We start from the raw sequence: 14,846 nt of genomic DNA, 5'->3' as shown, positions 1-14,846 counted from the left end.
AGAACATTCACTGTAATCAGTAAAAGTTATGACCCGGTGAAGAACGTTCACTGTAATCAGCAAAGCTTGTTTAGTACTTTGATACGAGCGTTCACTATAATCAGTAAACCGATCTTTGCCGTCAAATGGATGTAGCTGAAATCGCCATAAACGATTCACCGAAATCAACGGAACGCCCCCTCCGACATTCACTGTAATCAGTACATGCATCACGTTAAATGGCTTTCTTGATGACAGCTGAGTGATGCTGATGTTCACTGTAATCAGCAAAACCATGGTCACTCAACGTTCACTGTATTCAGTAAAAGCGACGCGTTGCGCTATTGATTGTCATGCTGCAAAACCGGTGGGGCAGGGGAAGTGGTGACAGCGTTCACTGTAATCAGTGACAGCGTGACGTGCACTTCAAACAGCATATAAGCGTCAGTACGAACTTCCCTTGCTTTCGTTCACTGTAGTGAGAAGGCAGTCCAAACATTCACTGTAATCAGCTTTGTGACCAACCCTGTCACTTTTACTGTCTGTATTAACAGTTCATCTGCTGATTACAGTGAATCACGTTGGACCTGGCTTTATTGATACATATAAATCATGAAGTTGCATTTGGTCGTTCACTGTATTCAGAACGCAGCCCTGCGATTAGCATTCACTGTAATCAGTGAAAGCGAGCGCTTGAACAAACGTTCACTGTGATCAGTAGAAAGGCAATGAAAAGGGAATTTGAGTGAAGCGGTGCCGCCCTTGTAAGTACTCACTATCTTTAAAAGTAGCTTAGAGAGGGCACAACGCGGTTGAAGACATCGCAGAAGACATGACAAAAGCAGAAGGTTTCTGATTACAGTGAACGTTGCTGATTACAGTGAATTGCTTGAGGGTGTCTGATTACAGTGAATGCTATGAGAAAAGCATGTGTCACTTTTGCTCAAAAAGTGACACTACTTGAGGGCATTTGCTGACTACAGTGAACGGGTAAAATCACTCTTCGAATTCGATATCTTCCAGCGAATCGATACTTTCGAGGTTGCTGATGCCATCGAGTTTTGGCGTCCTGCTGTGGATGATGAAGAACACTGAGCGGCCACGTTTCACTTCCGAATAGTCGAGATAGCCGATCTCTTTGAGCTGCTCCATCGCACGTCGAACCACGTGATTTTGCGTGGTGGTTTTCGAGCCCAGGTTTAAACGCATACGCAAACGCGCCAGAGAAATTGGCGCCGGATTGGTCGGCAAACTTTCGAGATAGGTATACAACGCCTGAGCTGATTCTTTACGCTTCAAACGCGAAATGGCCCGCAGCTGCAGTAACACTTTGTGGTCGAAGTTATAGAGCTCGAACAACTTAGGATCGGCCTGAATGCGCACCAGATCCTTTTCACGATCGTAATACGCCGATTGCACAAGGTGAGTGTGATAGGCTTTGCCATTACCTTCAAAGGACAACGTATTGGTGGCAATGCGTCGCAAAGAGGCATCTAAGCGCTTACGCAACGCGGCCGAAGAGTTTGCCGAAGGGATCCCGCACATCTTAACGAAATCGATAAACGGCAGCGTCACAGTGTCGCCCTTTGAGGGATAACGCGAGAAAGACTGAATAATACCGGCCCAGGTTTTGAAATCATTATCCATATCCAGCCTTGCGCCGGTAATGGTAATCTTTTCATAACCTTCCGATTTTACTAAAGAAAGGTTCTTCAGCTCTTTCGTTGCATCTGTCGATGCCATCGCGCCTGATTTACCGCGCGCTGTGGATTTCAATGTAGGAACAAACAGACCCAGGCGCATTAAAGCGACCGGTTGTACGGTGTTATTTTTATTGGGGTGGAGTTGAATAACTTCACCGCTGTTTTTTGTCACCGACAGAAAAGGCTCGAGTAACGCCTTGTTTTCACTCTCTTTATCTGCCATAGCCTGAGATCTTCATTCTGTGGATGAAAAGGGTCGTTTTCTGATTACAGTGAACATTAACACTGTTTATAGTGAACATTCTACTCTCTATAGTGAATAAACTACTGACTCCAGTGAACACTTTACTCATTATAGTGAACGCGATCACCTTCTGAGCCCTTGTGGGGTGCGGCCTGCGACGATCGGGGATCTCTTAGGATCTCTTTAAGATCTCTATATGATCTTTCTTTAAGATCTATTCACTGTATAACTTAATAACGCTAGGACTGAAGCGGCTTTGGACACGCAAAACGTTTAAAACAACCGCATCGCGATAACATCCTATTCGATCCCACCAAATCATCAGTTCTGTGCGACCAGGATCCTTATAATTCTCCATAAATGAACAACTTCCTCATTATTATTCATTTTTAAGAAACCTCTACCCGGCGTAAGGTAAGCACCATTGAACATCACATCACTTATGACGAGGACATCTTTCATGACTGACAACGTAATTTCCCGTAACCCTACTACTGGCGAAATTCTCGCGACCTATCCACTACAGAGCGCAACTGAGCTGGAAGCCGCATTGCAGCAAAGTTCTGATGCCTTCGCAGAGTGGCGCTATACGGCAATGCCGCAACGGGTCAAAGTGCTGCGTCAACTGGCTGAACAGATTCGCCAACGTCAGGATGAGCTGGCAACTATGGCGACGCTGGAAATGGGCAAGCCTATCGCTCAGGCACGTGCTGAAGTACTGAAATGCGCCAATCTCTGCGACTGGTATGCAGAACACGGCCCAGCGATCCTTGCCGACAAACCCACGCTGGTGGAAAACCAGCAAGCGTGGCAGTCGTTTCGCCCGCTCGGCGTGATCCTTGCAGTGATGCCATGGAACTTCCCTTACTGGCAGGTTTTGCGCGGCGCAGTCAGCATGTTGCTGGCGGGTAATACCTATGTACTGAAACATGCACCAAGCGTAATGGGATCCGCCAACCTGATGTCGTCACTGTTTGATACTACAGACCTGCCTAAAGGCGGCTTTACCGTGATCAACGTCGATAACGATGGCGTTTCAGCAGCAATCAAAGATCCGCGTATTGCGGCTGTAGCGGTAACCGGCAGCGTGCGTGCAGGTGGAGCTATTGCAGCGCAAGCCGGTGCGGTATTGAAAAAAACCGTGCTGGAACTGGGCGGCGCGGATCCTTTCATTGTACTGGCGGATGCAGACCTTGATGCTGCAGTGGCCTCAGCGGTCACAGGACGCTACCAGAACACCGGACAGGTCTGCATGGCAGCCAAGCGCTTCATCATTGAAGAAAGCGTCGCAGAAGCGTTTGAGGCGCGTTTCAGCGCAGCGGTGCAGGCATTGAAGATCGGCGATCCTTTGGCAGAAGAAACTTACATCGGCCCAATGGCACGTTACGATCTGCGTGATGAGCTGGATAATCAGGTGCAGCAGACCATTAAGGAAGGCGCACGTCTGGTATTAGGCGGCCAAAAGATCGACGGCCCAGGCAACTATTACGCCCCAACGATCCTCGCTGATGTCACACCAGCCATGACCGCTTTCCAGCAGGAAATCTTTGGTCCGGTTGCAGCGATTACCGTGGCTCGTGATGCACAACATGCCCTTGAGCTGGCTAACGACAGCGAATTCGGTCTGAGTGCAACAGTGTGGAGTGGCAATGAAGCGCTGGCCAACGAACTGGCGGAGAAACTGGAAACCGGCGCGGTGTTTATCAACGGCAATGGCGCGTCAGATCCGCGTGTCGCGATTGGTGGCGTGAAGAAGAGCGGCTATGGTCGTGAACTGTCGAGCTTTGGTGTCCACGAATTCTGCAACATTCAGACGGTATGGAAAAACCGCCGCTAACTATTACCGGGCGCGTTATTCGCGCCCTCATTCATATCCACCGCATCTAGTTACCTCCCGCCTCAGACCGTTGCACATCAGTTAAAATGTTGTGGGCGAGTTCAAAAAATCCACTACTGGTATTATAAAGGTATTATTACTGGTGTTAGATTGGCCCCACCTACACCGGGGAGTCCTTTTAAATGAAAACAACAATCCCAAAACTGTCGTTCATGATGTTTCTTGAGTGGTTTATCTGGGGCGCATGGTTTGTACCGCTCTGGGCATTTCTCAGCAAAAACGGCTTCTCGCCGGTTGAGATCGCCTGGTGCTACGCCTGTACTTCAATAGCCGCCATCCTGTCGCCGATCCTTGTCGGATCGCTGGCCGATCGCTTCTTCCAGGCGCAAAAAGTGTTGTCGCTGCTAACTATCGTCGGATCAATCCTGATGTTCTTTGCAGCCCAGCAGACGCACTTCGGCGGCTTCTTCCCGCTGTTGTTGCTGTATGCGCTCACTTACATGCCAACCATCGCCTTAACCAATAGCATCGCGTTTTCACACGTCGCGGATGTGGAGCGTGATTACCCGCGCATTCGCGTCATGGGCACCCTTGGCTGGATCGCCTCCGGCATCGTTTGTGGTTTCCTGCCGCCGCTGCTGGGCTATGGCGATATTTCAGCCAGCAACGTTCCGTTATTGATCACCGCAGCCAGCTCGCTGTTGCTCGGCATTTTTGCCCTGACGCTGCCCGCGACTGAACCTAAAAGCACCGGCAAATTCAGCCTGCGCGTCGCACTTGGCCTGGATGCGCTGCATCTGCTAAAGGATCGCAGCTTCCTCGTATTCTTCGTCTGCTCATTCTTGTTCAGCATGCCGTTGGCGTTTTACTACATCTTTGCCGAAGGCTATCTGACGGAAGTCGGCTTGCCGCATGCTACCGGCTGGATGACGCTCGGTCAGGTTTCGGAAATCTTCTTCCTGCTGGCGCTGCCGTTCTTCATTAAACGCTTTGGCATCGGCAAAGTGCTGCTACTGGGATTAACCACCGCCGCGTTGCGCTACGTGTTCTTCGTGTTCGGCGGCGATCAAAACATGCTGACCTACGGCTTGCTGTTCATGGGGATTCTGCTGCACGGCGTCAGCTACGATTTCTACTTCATCACCGCTTACATCTACGTTGATAAGAAAGCACCAGTGGCGATGCGTAATGCCGCGCAAGGGCTGATCACGCTGGCCTGTCAGGGCATCGGCAGCCTGCTCGGTTACCGCCTTGGTGGCTACCTGATGCAGGAAATGTTCGCCTACGACCAACCCCGCAACGGGCAGACTTTCAACTGGGCCGGCATGTGGATGTTTGGCAGCGTGATGATCGTAATGATCACCATCGCCTTTATCGTCCTGTTCCGTGACGGCAAAAAACGCAGCGATGAACTTACCGCTTTCGATAATTCAGCAACCGCTGACAGCCATAAATAAGGGATTTCACCATGACGATGACAACGCAAGAAAAACGGATTTTAGGCGCGTTTTACGGCCAGGCGCTGGGCGATGCGATGGGCATGCCATCGGAATTGTGGCCACGCTCACGCGTGAAGCAGCACTTCGGCTGGATTGATCGCTTCCTGCCCGGTCCGGCCGAAAACAACGCCGCATGTTACTTTGGCCGGGCGGCCTTTACCGATGACACGTCTATGGCGCTGGCATTGGCTGATGCGATCGTCTCTCATGATGGTGAGATCAACGCGGAAACCATTGGCGCGAATATCTTGCGCTGGGCTGAGTCGTTTGATGCCTTCAACAAGAACGTGCTTGGACCGACATCAAAAATCGCGCTCAACGCCATGAAAGCCGGCACACCAGTGTCGCAGCTGGAAAATAACGGCATGACCAACGGCGCAGCGATGCGTGTGTCGCCGCTCGGCTGTCTGCTGCCAGCACGCGATTTATCCGCTTTCATTGATGCCGTCGCACTGGCGTCAAGCCCAACGCATAAATCGGATGTCGCGATTTCCGGCGCAACGGTGATTGCGTGGGCGGTTTCGCGCGCTATTGATGGAGCCAGTTGGGCAACGATCCGCGATGAACTTCCAGCGATTGCACGCGCGGCGCAGGAAAAGCGTGTTACCACCTTTAGCGCATCAATGGCAGCACGCCTCGAACTGGCGTTGAACGTTGTCGCGCAGGGCAAGGGCGTGGAATCGACTATGCAGCAAATTTACGATCTGGTTGGCACCGGCACCAGCACCATTGAATCGGTACCGGCGGCGATTGCGATGGTTGAATTAGCCGAGACCGATCCTAATCGCTGCGCGATCCTTTGCGCTAATCTCGGCGGCGATACCGATACCATCGGCGCGATGGCGGTGGCGATTTGCGGCGCGCTGAACGGCATCGACAGCATCGAAATTGCCTTGAAAGCCGAGCTTGATGCGGTAAATGCGCTTGATTTCACCCGCTACAGCGCCGCATTCCTGCGCTTCCGCCAGCAGCGCGAGGCCGCTTATGCTGACGCCTAATGATCTTAAGAGGCTTGAGGGCCGTCTGCCGGTATGCGTGATTGGCGCGGCGGTGGTGGATGTGATTGCCGATGCTTACTCGTTGCCACATCGTGGCAGCGATATTGAGCTCCAGCAGCAGGGTGTCAACGTGGGCGGCTGCGCGCTGAACGTGGCGATTGCGCTGCACCGGCTTGGCATCCCGTCCATCAATGCGTTGCCGCTCGGCAACGGCACATGGGCGAGCATTGTGCGGCAGAAGCTGACGGAATATGGCATTCATAGCGTACTGGAAACCGCGAAAGGCGATAACGGCTGGTGTTTAGCCTTAGTGGAACCCGATGGCGAGCGCACCTTTCTATCAGTAAGCGGCGTGGAAAATCAGTGGGATGTGGCGCTGCTCGACACGCTGCCGCAACTGGCTAATCGCTGGATTTACCTTTCTGGCTATCAGCTCACCAGTAAAAGCGGTGATGTGCTGATCGACTGGCTGGAACAGCAAAGCCAGCCGTATCAGTTGCTGGTGGATTTCGGTCCGCGTCTGGCGGATATCGGTGATGCGCAGTTCGAACGCATAATGGCGTGCCATCCACTGATTACAGTGAACAGACAGGAAGCCGAACTGTTGTGGCATGAGCGTTTGAATCAAAAAGAACTCTTTAATGCGCAACTGTTAATGACGCGCTGGCAACAGCGTTTTGGTGGCGCGATGGTAGTGCGACTCGATAGTGAGGGTGCCGGCTTCGTTGACGCGAATACGCAAGGTTGGATACCGGCGCTGCCAACAACGGTGGTCGATACCATCGGAGCAGGCGACAGCCACGCGGGAGGATTATTGGCGGGATTGGCGTCGGGTTGGTCGCTGGCTGAAAGCGTTGCGCTGGGCAATGCGGTGGCGTCTTATGTGGTGTCACAACGGGGCGGCGATTGCGCGCCGGATCGCGCCACATTAACGGCTTATTGGCAGCAGCGCCTTACTCCGCAATAAACACATACATATCGCTACGACAGTAGCTAATGCTGTACTCCAGCGGATTGCCCTGCGCATCTAACGCCAGCTGCTTGATCACCAAAACAGGCACGTTGTCGGGTAGGGCGATCTGCTGCTGGAGCGCCTCATCAGGCATGCGAGCACTCACTCTGCTTTGTGACGTCACCGGCAGAATTTGCTGCTGGTGGAAATAGTCGTACAGTGAAATCCCAATCTCATCCGCATCGGCGATATAGCGCGCCGGCACCCAGGATTCTTCCACCGACACCGCTTGCTGATCGACATAACGAATACGCTTCAGCAAATACACATCGCTGCCTTTACTCAATCCCAGCTTTTCGGCGATTTCTGCGTCGCAATGGATTTTGCTTTTGTTAATCCACACGGTGTCAGGCTTTTTACCGCGTAATACCGCTTGTTGTGACAAGCCTTTCGGCTCTTTAAGCGAATACTCGAACTGGCTGCAGATCTGCGTACCGTAGCCTCGAGAACGCAACACCACACCCTCTTTTTCCAGCGCATCCATGGCTTTACGCACGGTGATGCGCGAAATGCTCAGCGACTGGCTGAAATCACGCTCACTCGGCAGGATCTCTTCATGCACTAACACGCCATCGCGCACCGCATCTTTAATTGCAGTGGCAAAGCGTTTGTACAGCGGCGTGCGGCTGTCATCGGCAAGGGTAGAAGTCAGCCGCGAAAAAAGTGCAGTTTGGTCGGTCATAGTGGTCGGGTTCACCTAATCCGGTAAGCGGATGAAAGCGTTATGATACTGACTTTTTAGCGGTAGCGAACCATTTTTGGGCTCTTTATCTTAAAGTTAACAAATAGTACAATACTTGAAATTCCCGGACCAATTATTGACATGAAATTTATAAAAAAAATTAGAGAATTAAATAGAAAAAGAAATTATTTAAAGAAAAAGCTGAAGTATAAAATCGCTTTATATAAAGCGACAAAAAAATGGCGTCGAATGCCAACAGAAAAGATCGCACCATCTAAAGTTCGCACAGCGCTGATGATCAGGAACGAAGGTAAGATTGGTGATGCTATAGTATCAACATGCATATTACGCGCGATGCATGAAGCAGGCATAAACATTGATGTTTTAGCGATAAAAGCAAATGAAATGATCTTCTCAGGTAATCCTTTTATCAGAAACCTTTATCTAACTGATGAAATGGATCCTCGGGATATGTATAACCATGCGATTCCCGATGATCTAATAATCACATTGAAAAACAATAATTATGATTTGATGATTGATACGGGTATCTGGGATACAGGCTTATACATGCCGAAGATGATACAAGCTATCTCACCTAAAATTTCATTAGGTTTCAATAAACAAAAGTGGCTATCGCATTACGACGTCAACATTGCATTTAATCACTATCAATCTCATGTTAAAGAGATTTATGCTGCGATTATGAATTACCTTGGCTTCCCTGATGCTTCGAATCAAAGGTATGAGGTATATTATAAGCAATCCATTTCAGACGAAGTTAAAGCAATCGATTTTTTTACAGGAGATAATAAAAAAGTCATCATCAATATGTATGCAAGTCACGATGATAGAAATTTAACACCACAACAAACTAAAGAAATAATTAGTGGTATTCTATTAAAGAATAATAATGTAGACATTGTCGTTCTGGATTATAAAAAATCTTTCGTGAAAGACTTCTTCATTGGAGCAAAGGTATATCATGTACCATCGCTATATCATGCTATGGCAGCGATAAACTTATCCGACCTGGTTATATCACCTGATACGGCTGTCGTCCATGTTGCAGCTTTGTATGACAAACCGCTAATTGGTATTTATCGTGATATCCCTGATAACAATAAATTATGGTCGCCAGGTTACAAAAATGGTCATCAAATTTTCACGTCGACTTTTGTTGTTGGGGAAGATGCATCACTGGTCGATAACGTATTAAACGCTATTGATAAGTTCAATCTAAATTAGAGGGATCAGGCATAGAGTGAACATTATAAATTCGCAAATTTTTTCAGTAATGTTTTCCGCTCTATGCCTGTTATTCCTTTTCAACGTAACGCCTAACTTAGCGTTATTCTAACGCTCATCAAACGGCACGCCGCCTTTTGACTTGTGATGTTTTGGCGTTTCGATGATGGAAACCGTCACTGAATTAGCATCGATCTCAAACGAATCGGCCACCGCTGCGGTCACGGCTCTCAACAACTTCTTCTTCTGCTCAATCGTGCGACCTTCCGCCGCATACACAACAATTTCTGGCATCTCTGCTGCTCCTTAAAGTAAACGTTCGTTTTCAGCATACCGCAGCCAAAGCTCTGCGTGCAGCGTCAATCACCCATCTTCACCGGCAATCTGTGTTGAAATGTGTATTGTTATGTTATAACGTAATTAACTCTTTTAATATGTAGCGGTTTCAGTCGGAAATCATAATGAAATCAATGAAAAATTTGCTTATCGCTTCGGCGTTAGGCCTGGCTTCTTACGCCTCAATGGCGGCTGAACATCAGGATAAACCAGTGCGCATTGCGGCACCGTTTGAAATCAAAGGCACCGATCCGGCGCTCTCCGGCGACATTCTGTTGCGTATGGATGTAGTGGAAACGCTGGTAGAAGTGAATGAACGCGCCGAGCCCATTCCGGCGCTGGCGCAGAGCTGGCAGGTTTCTAATGATGGTTTGCAATGGCAGTTGCAGCTACGTCCCAACGTGCGTTTCCATGATGGATCGCCACTGGATGCGGCCGCAGTGGTGAAATCACTTAACACCGCGCGCAGCAAAGCGGGTCTGCTGGATAAAACGCCGATTGCCGCTATCAGTGGGGAAGGGCAGCGCGTCACTATCACCTTGCGCGAACCTTTTACGCCACTGCTTTCGGTGTTAGCAGAGAGCCGTTCCCAGATTCTGGCATTGGCCAGTTGGGATGCGCAGGGCAACATCACCCGCATCATCGGCAGCGGCCCGTTTATGCTGACGTCGTTCCAGCCACCGCAATCGCTGGCGGTAAAACGGTTTGACGATTACTGGGGCGAAAAGCCGGCAATTGCGGCCGCCAGCTATCTCTCTTCCGGACGCGCCGAAACCCGCGCCTTGCTGGCGGAAAGCGGCGACGCGGATTACGTATTCAATCTGGATGCCGCCAGCCGTCAGCGTTTAGCGCGCAAGCCGTCGCTGCAACTGCCCGCAATTCCGGTGCCGCGTACACTAATGTTAAAACTCAATGCGGGCGATCCGCTGTTAGCTGAACAGCCGGTGCGTGCTGCCATCAGCATGGCGATTGATCGTAACGCGCTGGCGATGGCGGTGCTACGTTATCCGGGCGCGGCCAGTCAGTTATTCCCGCCGAATTTGGGCGAATGGCACAACAGCGCACTGCAACCGCTACAGTTCAATCCGCAACTGGCGGCACAACACCTGCAAGCGGCGGGCTGGAAATTAGGCGCGGACGGCGTGTTAACGCGCAACGGCCAGCGATTCAGTGTGATGCTGCTGACGTTCCCCGATCGTCCCGAACTGCCGCTGATGGCGATGGTTATCCAGCAGCAGCTGCGTAAAGTCGGTATTGAAGTGAAGATCAACTCCACCAACGCCAGCGAAATTCCAGCGCAGCATCACAGCAATCGACTGCAACTGGCGCTGTTTTCCCGTAATTTTGCTCTCACGCCTGACCCAACCGGCACGTTACTGCAGGATTATGCGGAAAAGGGCGGCGACTGGGGCGCGATGAACTGGCATCCAGCCGGTTTCAGCGCCGCGTTGCACACCTTAACGCAATCCAACGATGCGGCCGAACGTGCGCAGGCGCGTAACCTGATCACCGCCTCCTTACAGCAGGATTTACCGGTGATCCCCATTGCCTGGTATCAGCTATCGGCCGCGATCAACAGCAAGTTGAAAAACGTCACGCTCGATCCGTTTGAACGCCACTTTGGTCTGCGCCAGATGCAGTGGGAGCAATGATGATCAAGCTTTTAGGCTGGCGCTTAGCGCAGGCGGCATTCGTGGTGCTGGCGGTCGGTTTACTCACCTGGTTTTTGGTACAGGCCTTGCCCGGCGATATGGCGTGGCGCATTGCCAGCGGTCGTTATGGTTACGATCGTGTGGATGCCAACGCGGTGGCGCTGGTACAGCAGGAACTGAGCGGCTCGTTGCAGCAGGGCAGCGCGTTGCTGCATTGGCTATTTGATCTACTGCAGTTCAACTTTGGTCGCTCGCTGGTTTCCGGTGAACCGGTGATGGATGAACTGCGCTGGCAGCTGAGTCAAACGTTGGCGCTGGCAGGTTCATCGCTTCTCCTGACGATGTTATTCACCTTGCCGCTTGGCATTTGGGCGGGATGTCACGCCAATGGCAAACTTGACCGCGCGTTGTTCTGGCTGAGCGCGCTGCTGAAATCGGTGCCGCATTTTGCGCTTGGCATGCTGCTAATTGTCTTACTGGCGCTGCAGCTCGATTGGCTGCCCAGCGCCGGGCACGGCGAGCTGCGTCATTTTCTGTTGCCATCGTTAACGCTGGCATTGTCTTTAACCGCAGTGGGCGTGCGCGTAGTGCGTGAAGCCACGTATCAGGTTGTCACGTCAGGCTATTACCGCTGGGGCGCGCAGAAGGGGTTAGCATCCGCAACGCTAATGCGCCGTCACGGCTTGCGAAATCTGGCATCGCCGGTGTTGACCTGGTTTGGCATGCAGTTTGTCTGGCTGGTGGAAGGTGTGGTGGTGGTGGAAACGCTGTTTGCCTGGCCCGGCATTGGTCACGCGCTGGTGCATGCCATCTTTGCCCGCGATGTGCCGGTGATCCAGGCCAGCGCCATGACGCTCGGACTGCTGTTCGTGCTGCTGAATATGCTGGTGGATGCGGGTTGTCATCTACTTGATCCCCGAGGAGCACGTGCATGACAATTTCATTCTCGCGTCTTATTGGCCTGCTGTTGTTGTGCTTGCTGCTTGTCTTCGCCTTTCTGCTGCCCCTGATTCATCACGGCGATCCGCTGGAACAGGATCTGCTGCAGATGCTGCACGCGCCGAGCGGCGGCAATCTTCTCGGTTTTGATCATCTGGGCCGCGACATGCTGCCGCGCCTCAGTGCAGCGTTACGCCTTTCGCTTGGCCTCGCTGCATTATGTGTGATGAGCGCGCTGCTTGCGGGCGTGCTGGCTGGCGTATGCAGCGCGTTGTATGGAGGCTGGCTGGATCGCCTGCTTAGCATGTTTGGCGACATGTGTCTGGCGCTGCCGGGATTGCTGCTGGTGCTGCTGCTAGCGGCGATTGCGCCGGATTCTCCCGGCATGTTGTGGCTGGGGATTTCGCTGGTGCTGTGGGTGGAGTTTTTCCGCGTCACGCGTGCAACCTTGCGCCCGATTGTGCATGCGCCTGGCATGCAGGCCTCAAAGCTGCTCGGTTTCCCGGCGTTCTATCGTTTTCGCCGTCATTTGTGGCCCGCGTTAGCGCCGGTATTAACCCCGTTGACACTGTTCTCGTTCAGCAGCGCCATCATGGCGGTATCGGCTCTCGGGTTTATCAGCGTCGGCGTTCGTCCGCCCACACCAGAACTGGGGTTGATGATGACCGAACTGTTGCCGTTCGCCTGGGAAGCGCCATGGTTGTTAATGCAGCCGGTAATCGCACTGTTTCTGCTGTTGATCAGCCTGAATCTGTTGATGAAAAAGGAGAGTAAATGAAAGGATTACAGGTTACCGGCATTAGCGTCACAACGGCCAGCGCCACGCTGGTGGAACCGGTTGATTTCACCTTGCAGCCCGGCCAACCACTGACCTTGCTGGGTGAAACCGGTTCAGGTAAAAGCCTGCTGGCGCAAGCGATCATGGGCATTTTGCCCGACGATTTGCAGGCCAGCGGTACGCTGATCATCAACGAACAACGTTTTACCCTGCCGCAGGATGCCGGATTGTTGCGCGAATTATGGGGCCATACGTTAGCGTCGCTGCCGCAGGAACCGTGGCTGTCGCTGGATCCAACCATGTCAGTACAGCAGCAGGTTGCCGAAGGCTACCGTTACGTACGAGGACAGGCGAAAGCCGCCAGCGCAATCGCCGCGAGTCGCGATTTACAGCAGCTTGGTTTACAGGACGCAGCGCCGCGTTTTCCGTGGCAACTCTCCGGCGGGATGGCACAGCGTGCAGCCTTTGCCGCCGCACGTGCAGGCGGCGCGGAGATACTGATTGCCGATGAGCCAACCAAAGGGCTGGATGTGGCACGTCGCGATGAGGTTGCGGCTTTGCTGCGCCGCGAAGTGGCCGACGGCGGCACACTGCTCACCATCACCCACGACATCGCGCTGGCCCGTCAGTTGGGCGGTGAGGTTATCGTGATGCATAAAGGCAAGGTGATCGAGCAGGGCAGGGCGGAACAGGTGCTACATGCGCCGCAGCAGCGTTACACGCGTGAATTACTTGCCGCCGACCCCGCCGCATGGGCTGCACGGCAACAAACCATTGTTGGCAGCAAAGCGGTGGTGAGTGCTGAGGGCATCCGCTTGCAGCGCGGCGGTAAACCGCTCGGCGTTCCGCAAAACTTCACGCTGCACGCCGGCGAAATCGTTGGATTACACGGTGCCAGCGGCAGCGGCAAAAGTAGCTTTGGAGATGTGTTGCTCGGTCTGTTAACGCCGCAGCAAGGCAAGGTTACGCGCCATGCGGCGGTCGATGCGCTGAAATACCAGAAGATTTATCAGGATCCGTCAGCGCTGTTTCCGCCGACCCGCACACTGGCGCAAAGCCTCGACGATGTGTTGCGCCGACATCGCATTGCCTCCACGCGGCGGGATGCGCTGATGGAGCAATTGGCGCTGGCGCCGGAACTGCTGACGCGTCGGCCCGATTCGCTGTCGGGCGGCGAGCTGCAGCGCTTCTCGCTGTTACGCGTGATGCTGCTGGATCCGGTATTTCTGTTTGCCGATGAACCCACATCGCGTCTTGATCCGCTGGTGCAGCAGCAAACCATCCAGCTCATCACCTCGCTGGCGCGCGAGCAAAAGTGCGCGGTGTTGCTGGTGAGCCACGATCGCGATCTGCTGGAAAAGGGCACGCATCGGGTGATCGCAATGGAAGACGTCGCTTAACGCTCTGGCGGCTGGCTATCGCCGTGACCAAGTGAACGCTGCATCACCACGGTGTCCAGCCAGCGGCCATGTTTGAATCCCACCGACTTCATGACACCGGTGTGCTCAAAACCGAGCGCCCGGTGTAATCCCAGCGATCCTGCATTCTCGCTATCGCCAATAATCGCGATGATTTGGCGAAATCCTGCCGCTTCCGCCAGCGCAATGGCTTTGTGCAACAGCGCACGACCAATGCCTCTGCCGGTTTGCTGCTGATCGAGGTAAATCGAATCCTCCAGCGTAAAGCGATAGGCATAACGCGGGCGATACGGCGCCAGATAGCAGTAGCCCAGCACCTGATCATCCTCCTGCGCCACCAGCCAAAAACCGCCGCGCTGCTGCACATCCTGCACGCGATTCTGCATTTCGCTGGTCGAAGGCGGTTCGGTTTCAAAAGTCGCGGTGCCGTGCAGCACATGCCATGCGTAGATTTTCTGAATGGCAGCAGCGTGATGAGGTCGGGCGGGAATAATGTCCATATGTTCCTGATTCTTAGCGGA

Annotated in this window: 13 protein-coding genes; 9 read left to right on the top strand and 4 right to left on the bottom strand. The window is 52.7% G+C overall.

The features are described 5' to 3' along the window. Positions 1-975: 975 nt before the first annotated feature. Positions 976-1,905 carry a RepB family plasmid replication initiator protein gene (locus tag BM323_RS20575; RefSeq protein ID WP_007886110.1) on the bottom strand — a complete coding sequence of 310 codons (930 nt, stop codon included), beginning with the start codon at positions 1,903-1,905 and terminating at the stop codon, positions 976-978. A gap of 481 nt (positions 1,906-2,386) precedes the next feature. Between BM323_RS20575 and BM323_RS20570 the strand changes: the two genes are divergently transcribed. From BM323_RS20570 to BM323_RS20555, 4 genes are all read left to right on the top strand, one after another. Continuing rightward, positions 2,387-3,763, top strand: coding sequence for an aldehyde dehydrogenase family protein (locus tag BM323_RS20570; protein WP_008109179.1), 1,377 nt, complete (start codon positions 2,387-2,389; stop codon positions 3,761-3,763). Positions 3,764-3,945: 182 nt separating this feature from the next. Further along, on the top strand, positions 3,946-5,220 hold the full coding sequence (locus BM323_RS20565; RefSeq protein ID WP_008109181.1) for a nucleoside permease: 1,275 nt from the start codon (positions 3,946-3,948) through the stop codon (positions 5,218-5,220). A gap of 17 nt (positions 5,221-5,237) precedes the next feature. Further along, positions 5,238-6,260: an ADP-ribosylglycohydrolase family protein gene (locus BM323_RS20560; protein WP_175501731.1), complete on the top strand. Its 1,023-nt coding sequence runs from the start codon at positions 5,238-5,240 to the stop codon at positions 6,258-6,260. After that, on the top strand, positions 6,247-7,227 hold the full coding sequence (locus tag BM323_RS20555; RefSeq protein ID WP_008109184.1) for a PfkB family carbohydrate kinase: 981 nt from the start codon (positions 6,247-6,249) through the stop codon (positions 7,225-7,227). Before BM323_RS20560 ends, BM323_RS20555 begins: the two co-directional genes overlap by 14 nt. On the opposite strand, the gene BM323_RS20550 is transcribed toward BM323_RS20555, so the two are convergent. Continuing rightward, complete coding sequence (locus tag BM323_RS20550) at positions 7,214-7,954, bottom strand: GntR family transcriptional regulator (protein WP_008109185.1); 741 nt, start codon at positions 7,952-7,954, stop codon at positions 7,214-7,216. The two genes, BM323_RS20555 and BM323_RS20550, sit on opposite strands and share 14 nt — an antisense overlap. A gap of 141 nt (positions 7,955-8,095) precedes the next feature. On the opposite strand from BM323_RS20550, the gene BM323_RS20545 reads away from it, so the two are divergent. Further along, positions 8,096-9,202 (top strand): glycosyltransferase family 9 protein, encoded by a 1,107-nt coding sequence (locus BM323_RS20545; RefSeq protein ID WP_008109186.1) that lies wholly within the window; start codon positions 8,096-8,098, stop codon positions 9,200-9,202. 108 nt (positions 9,203-9,310) lie between these two features. Here the strand turns inward: BM323_RS20545 and BM323_RS20540 are convergent, their stop codons facing one another. Next, the gene (locus BM323_RS20540; RefSeq protein ID WP_008109189.1) at positions 9,311-9,496 is read right to left on the bottom strand and encodes a tautomerase family protein; all 186 of its coding nucleotides are present in this window, start codon (positions 9,494-9,496) and stop codon (positions 9,311-9,313) included. A 167-nt stretch (positions 9,497-9,663) separates the two neighbouring features. Between BM323_RS20540 and BM323_RS20535 the strand changes: the two genes are divergently transcribed. The 4 genes from BM323_RS20535 to BM323_RS20520 are packed head-to-tail and all read left to right on the top strand — an operon-like array spanning position 9,664 to position 14,307. Continuing rightward, the gene (locus tag BM323_RS20535) at positions 9,664-11,190 is read left to right on the top strand and encodes an ABC transporter substrate-binding protein (protein WP_008109190.1); all 1,527 of its coding nucleotides are present in this window, start codon (positions 9,664-9,666) and stop codon (positions 11,188-11,190) included. Then, positions 11,190-12,125: an ABC transporter permease gene (locus BM323_RS20530; RefSeq protein ID WP_008109192.1), complete on the top strand. Its 936-nt coding sequence runs from the start codon at positions 11,190-11,192 to the stop codon at positions 12,123-12,125. The genes BM323_RS20535 and BM323_RS20530 overlap by 1 nt, the downstream gene beginning before the upstream one ends. After that, on the top strand, positions 12,122-12,907 hold the full coding sequence (locus tag BM323_RS20525) for an ABC transporter permease (RefSeq protein WP_008109194.1): 786 nt from the start codon (positions 12,122-12,124) through the stop codon (positions 12,905-12,907). The genes BM323_RS20530 and BM323_RS20525 overlap by 4 nt, the downstream gene beginning before the upstream one ends. Further along, entirely contained in the window at positions 12,904-14,307 is a 1,404-nt protein-coding gene (locus BM323_RS20520; RefSeq protein WP_008109196.1) for an ABC transporter ATP-binding protein, read from the top strand. The genes BM323_RS20525 and BM323_RS20520 overlap by 4 nt, the downstream gene beginning before the upstream one ends. On the opposite strand, the gene BM323_RS20515 is transcribed toward BM323_RS20520, so the two are convergent. Beyond that, the gene (locus BM323_RS20515; RefSeq protein WP_008109198.1) at positions 14,304-14,825 is read right to left on the bottom strand and encodes a GNAT family N-acetyltransferase; all 522 of its coding nucleotides are present in this window, start codon (positions 14,823-14,825) and stop codon (positions 14,304-14,306) included. The genes BM323_RS20520 and BM323_RS20515 overlap by 4 nt on opposite strands. Between the last annotated feature and the right edge of the window lie 21 nt (positions 14,826-14,846).

This window comes from Pantoea sp. YR525 (assembly GCF_900116775.1).
GTDB classification, from domain to species: domain Bacteria; phylum Pseudomonadota; class Gammaproteobacteria; order Enterobacterales; family Enterobacteriaceae; genus Pantoea; species Pantoea symbiotica.
Note: the sequence above shows the minus strand (reverse complement) of the source record. Positions and strands in the feature narration are given on the sequence as shown.

Excerpts from the sequence above, each read along its gene's own strand:
- BM323_RS20515 (WP_008109198.1), bottom strand. The coding sequence starts at position 14,825 with ATGGACATTATTCCCGCCCGACCTCATCACGCTGCTGCCATTCAGAAA.
- BM323_RS20560 (WP_175501731.1), top strand. The coding sequence starts at position 5,238 with ATGACAACGCAAGAAAAACGGATTTTAGGCGCGTTTTACGGCCAGGCG.
- BM323_RS20530 (WP_008109192.1), top strand. The coding sequence starts at position 11,190 with ATGATCAAGCTTTTAGGCTGGCGCTTAGCGCAGGCGGCATTCGTGGTG.
- BM323_RS20540 (WP_008109189.1), bottom strand. The coding sequence starts at position 9,496 with ATGCCAGAAATTGTTGTGTATGCGGCGGAAGGTCGCACGATTGAGCAG.
- BM323_RS20555 (WP_008109184.1), top strand. The coding sequence starts at position 6,247 with ATGCTGACGCCTAATGATCTTAAGAGGCTTGAGGGCCGTCTGCCGGTA.
- BM323_RS20535 (WP_008109190.1), top strand. The coding sequence starts at position 9,664 with ATGAAATCAATGAAAAATTTGCTTATCGCTTCGGCGTTAGGCCTGGCT.
- BM323_RS20565 (WP_008109181.1), top strand. The coding sequence starts at position 3,946 with ATGAAAACAACAATCCCAAAACTGTCGTTCATGATGTTTCTTGAGTGG.
- BM323_RS20570 (WP_008109179.1), top strand. The coding sequence starts at position 2,387 with ATGACTGACAACGTAATTTCCCGTAACCCTACTACTGGCGAAATTCTC.
- BM323_RS20550 (WP_008109185.1), bottom strand. The coding sequence starts at position 7,954 with ATGACCGACCAAACTGCACTTTTTTCGCGGCTGACTTCTACCCTTGCC.
- BM323_RS20525 (WP_008109194.1), top strand. The coding sequence starts at position 12,122 with ATGACAATTTCATTCTCGCGTCTTATTGGCCTGCTGTTGTTGTGCTTG.
- BM323_RS20520 (WP_008109196.1), top strand. The coding sequence starts at position 12,904 with ATGAAAGGATTACAGGTTACCGGCATTAGCGTCACAACGGCCAGCGCC.
- BM323_RS20545 (WP_008109186.1), top strand. The coding sequence starts at position 8,096 with ATGAAATTTATAAAAAAAATTAGAGAATTAAATAGAAAAAGAAATTAT.
- BM323_RS20575 (WP_007886110.1), bottom strand. The coding sequence starts at position 1,905 with ATGGCAGATAAAGAGAGTGAAAACAAGGCGTTACTCGAGCCTTTTCTG.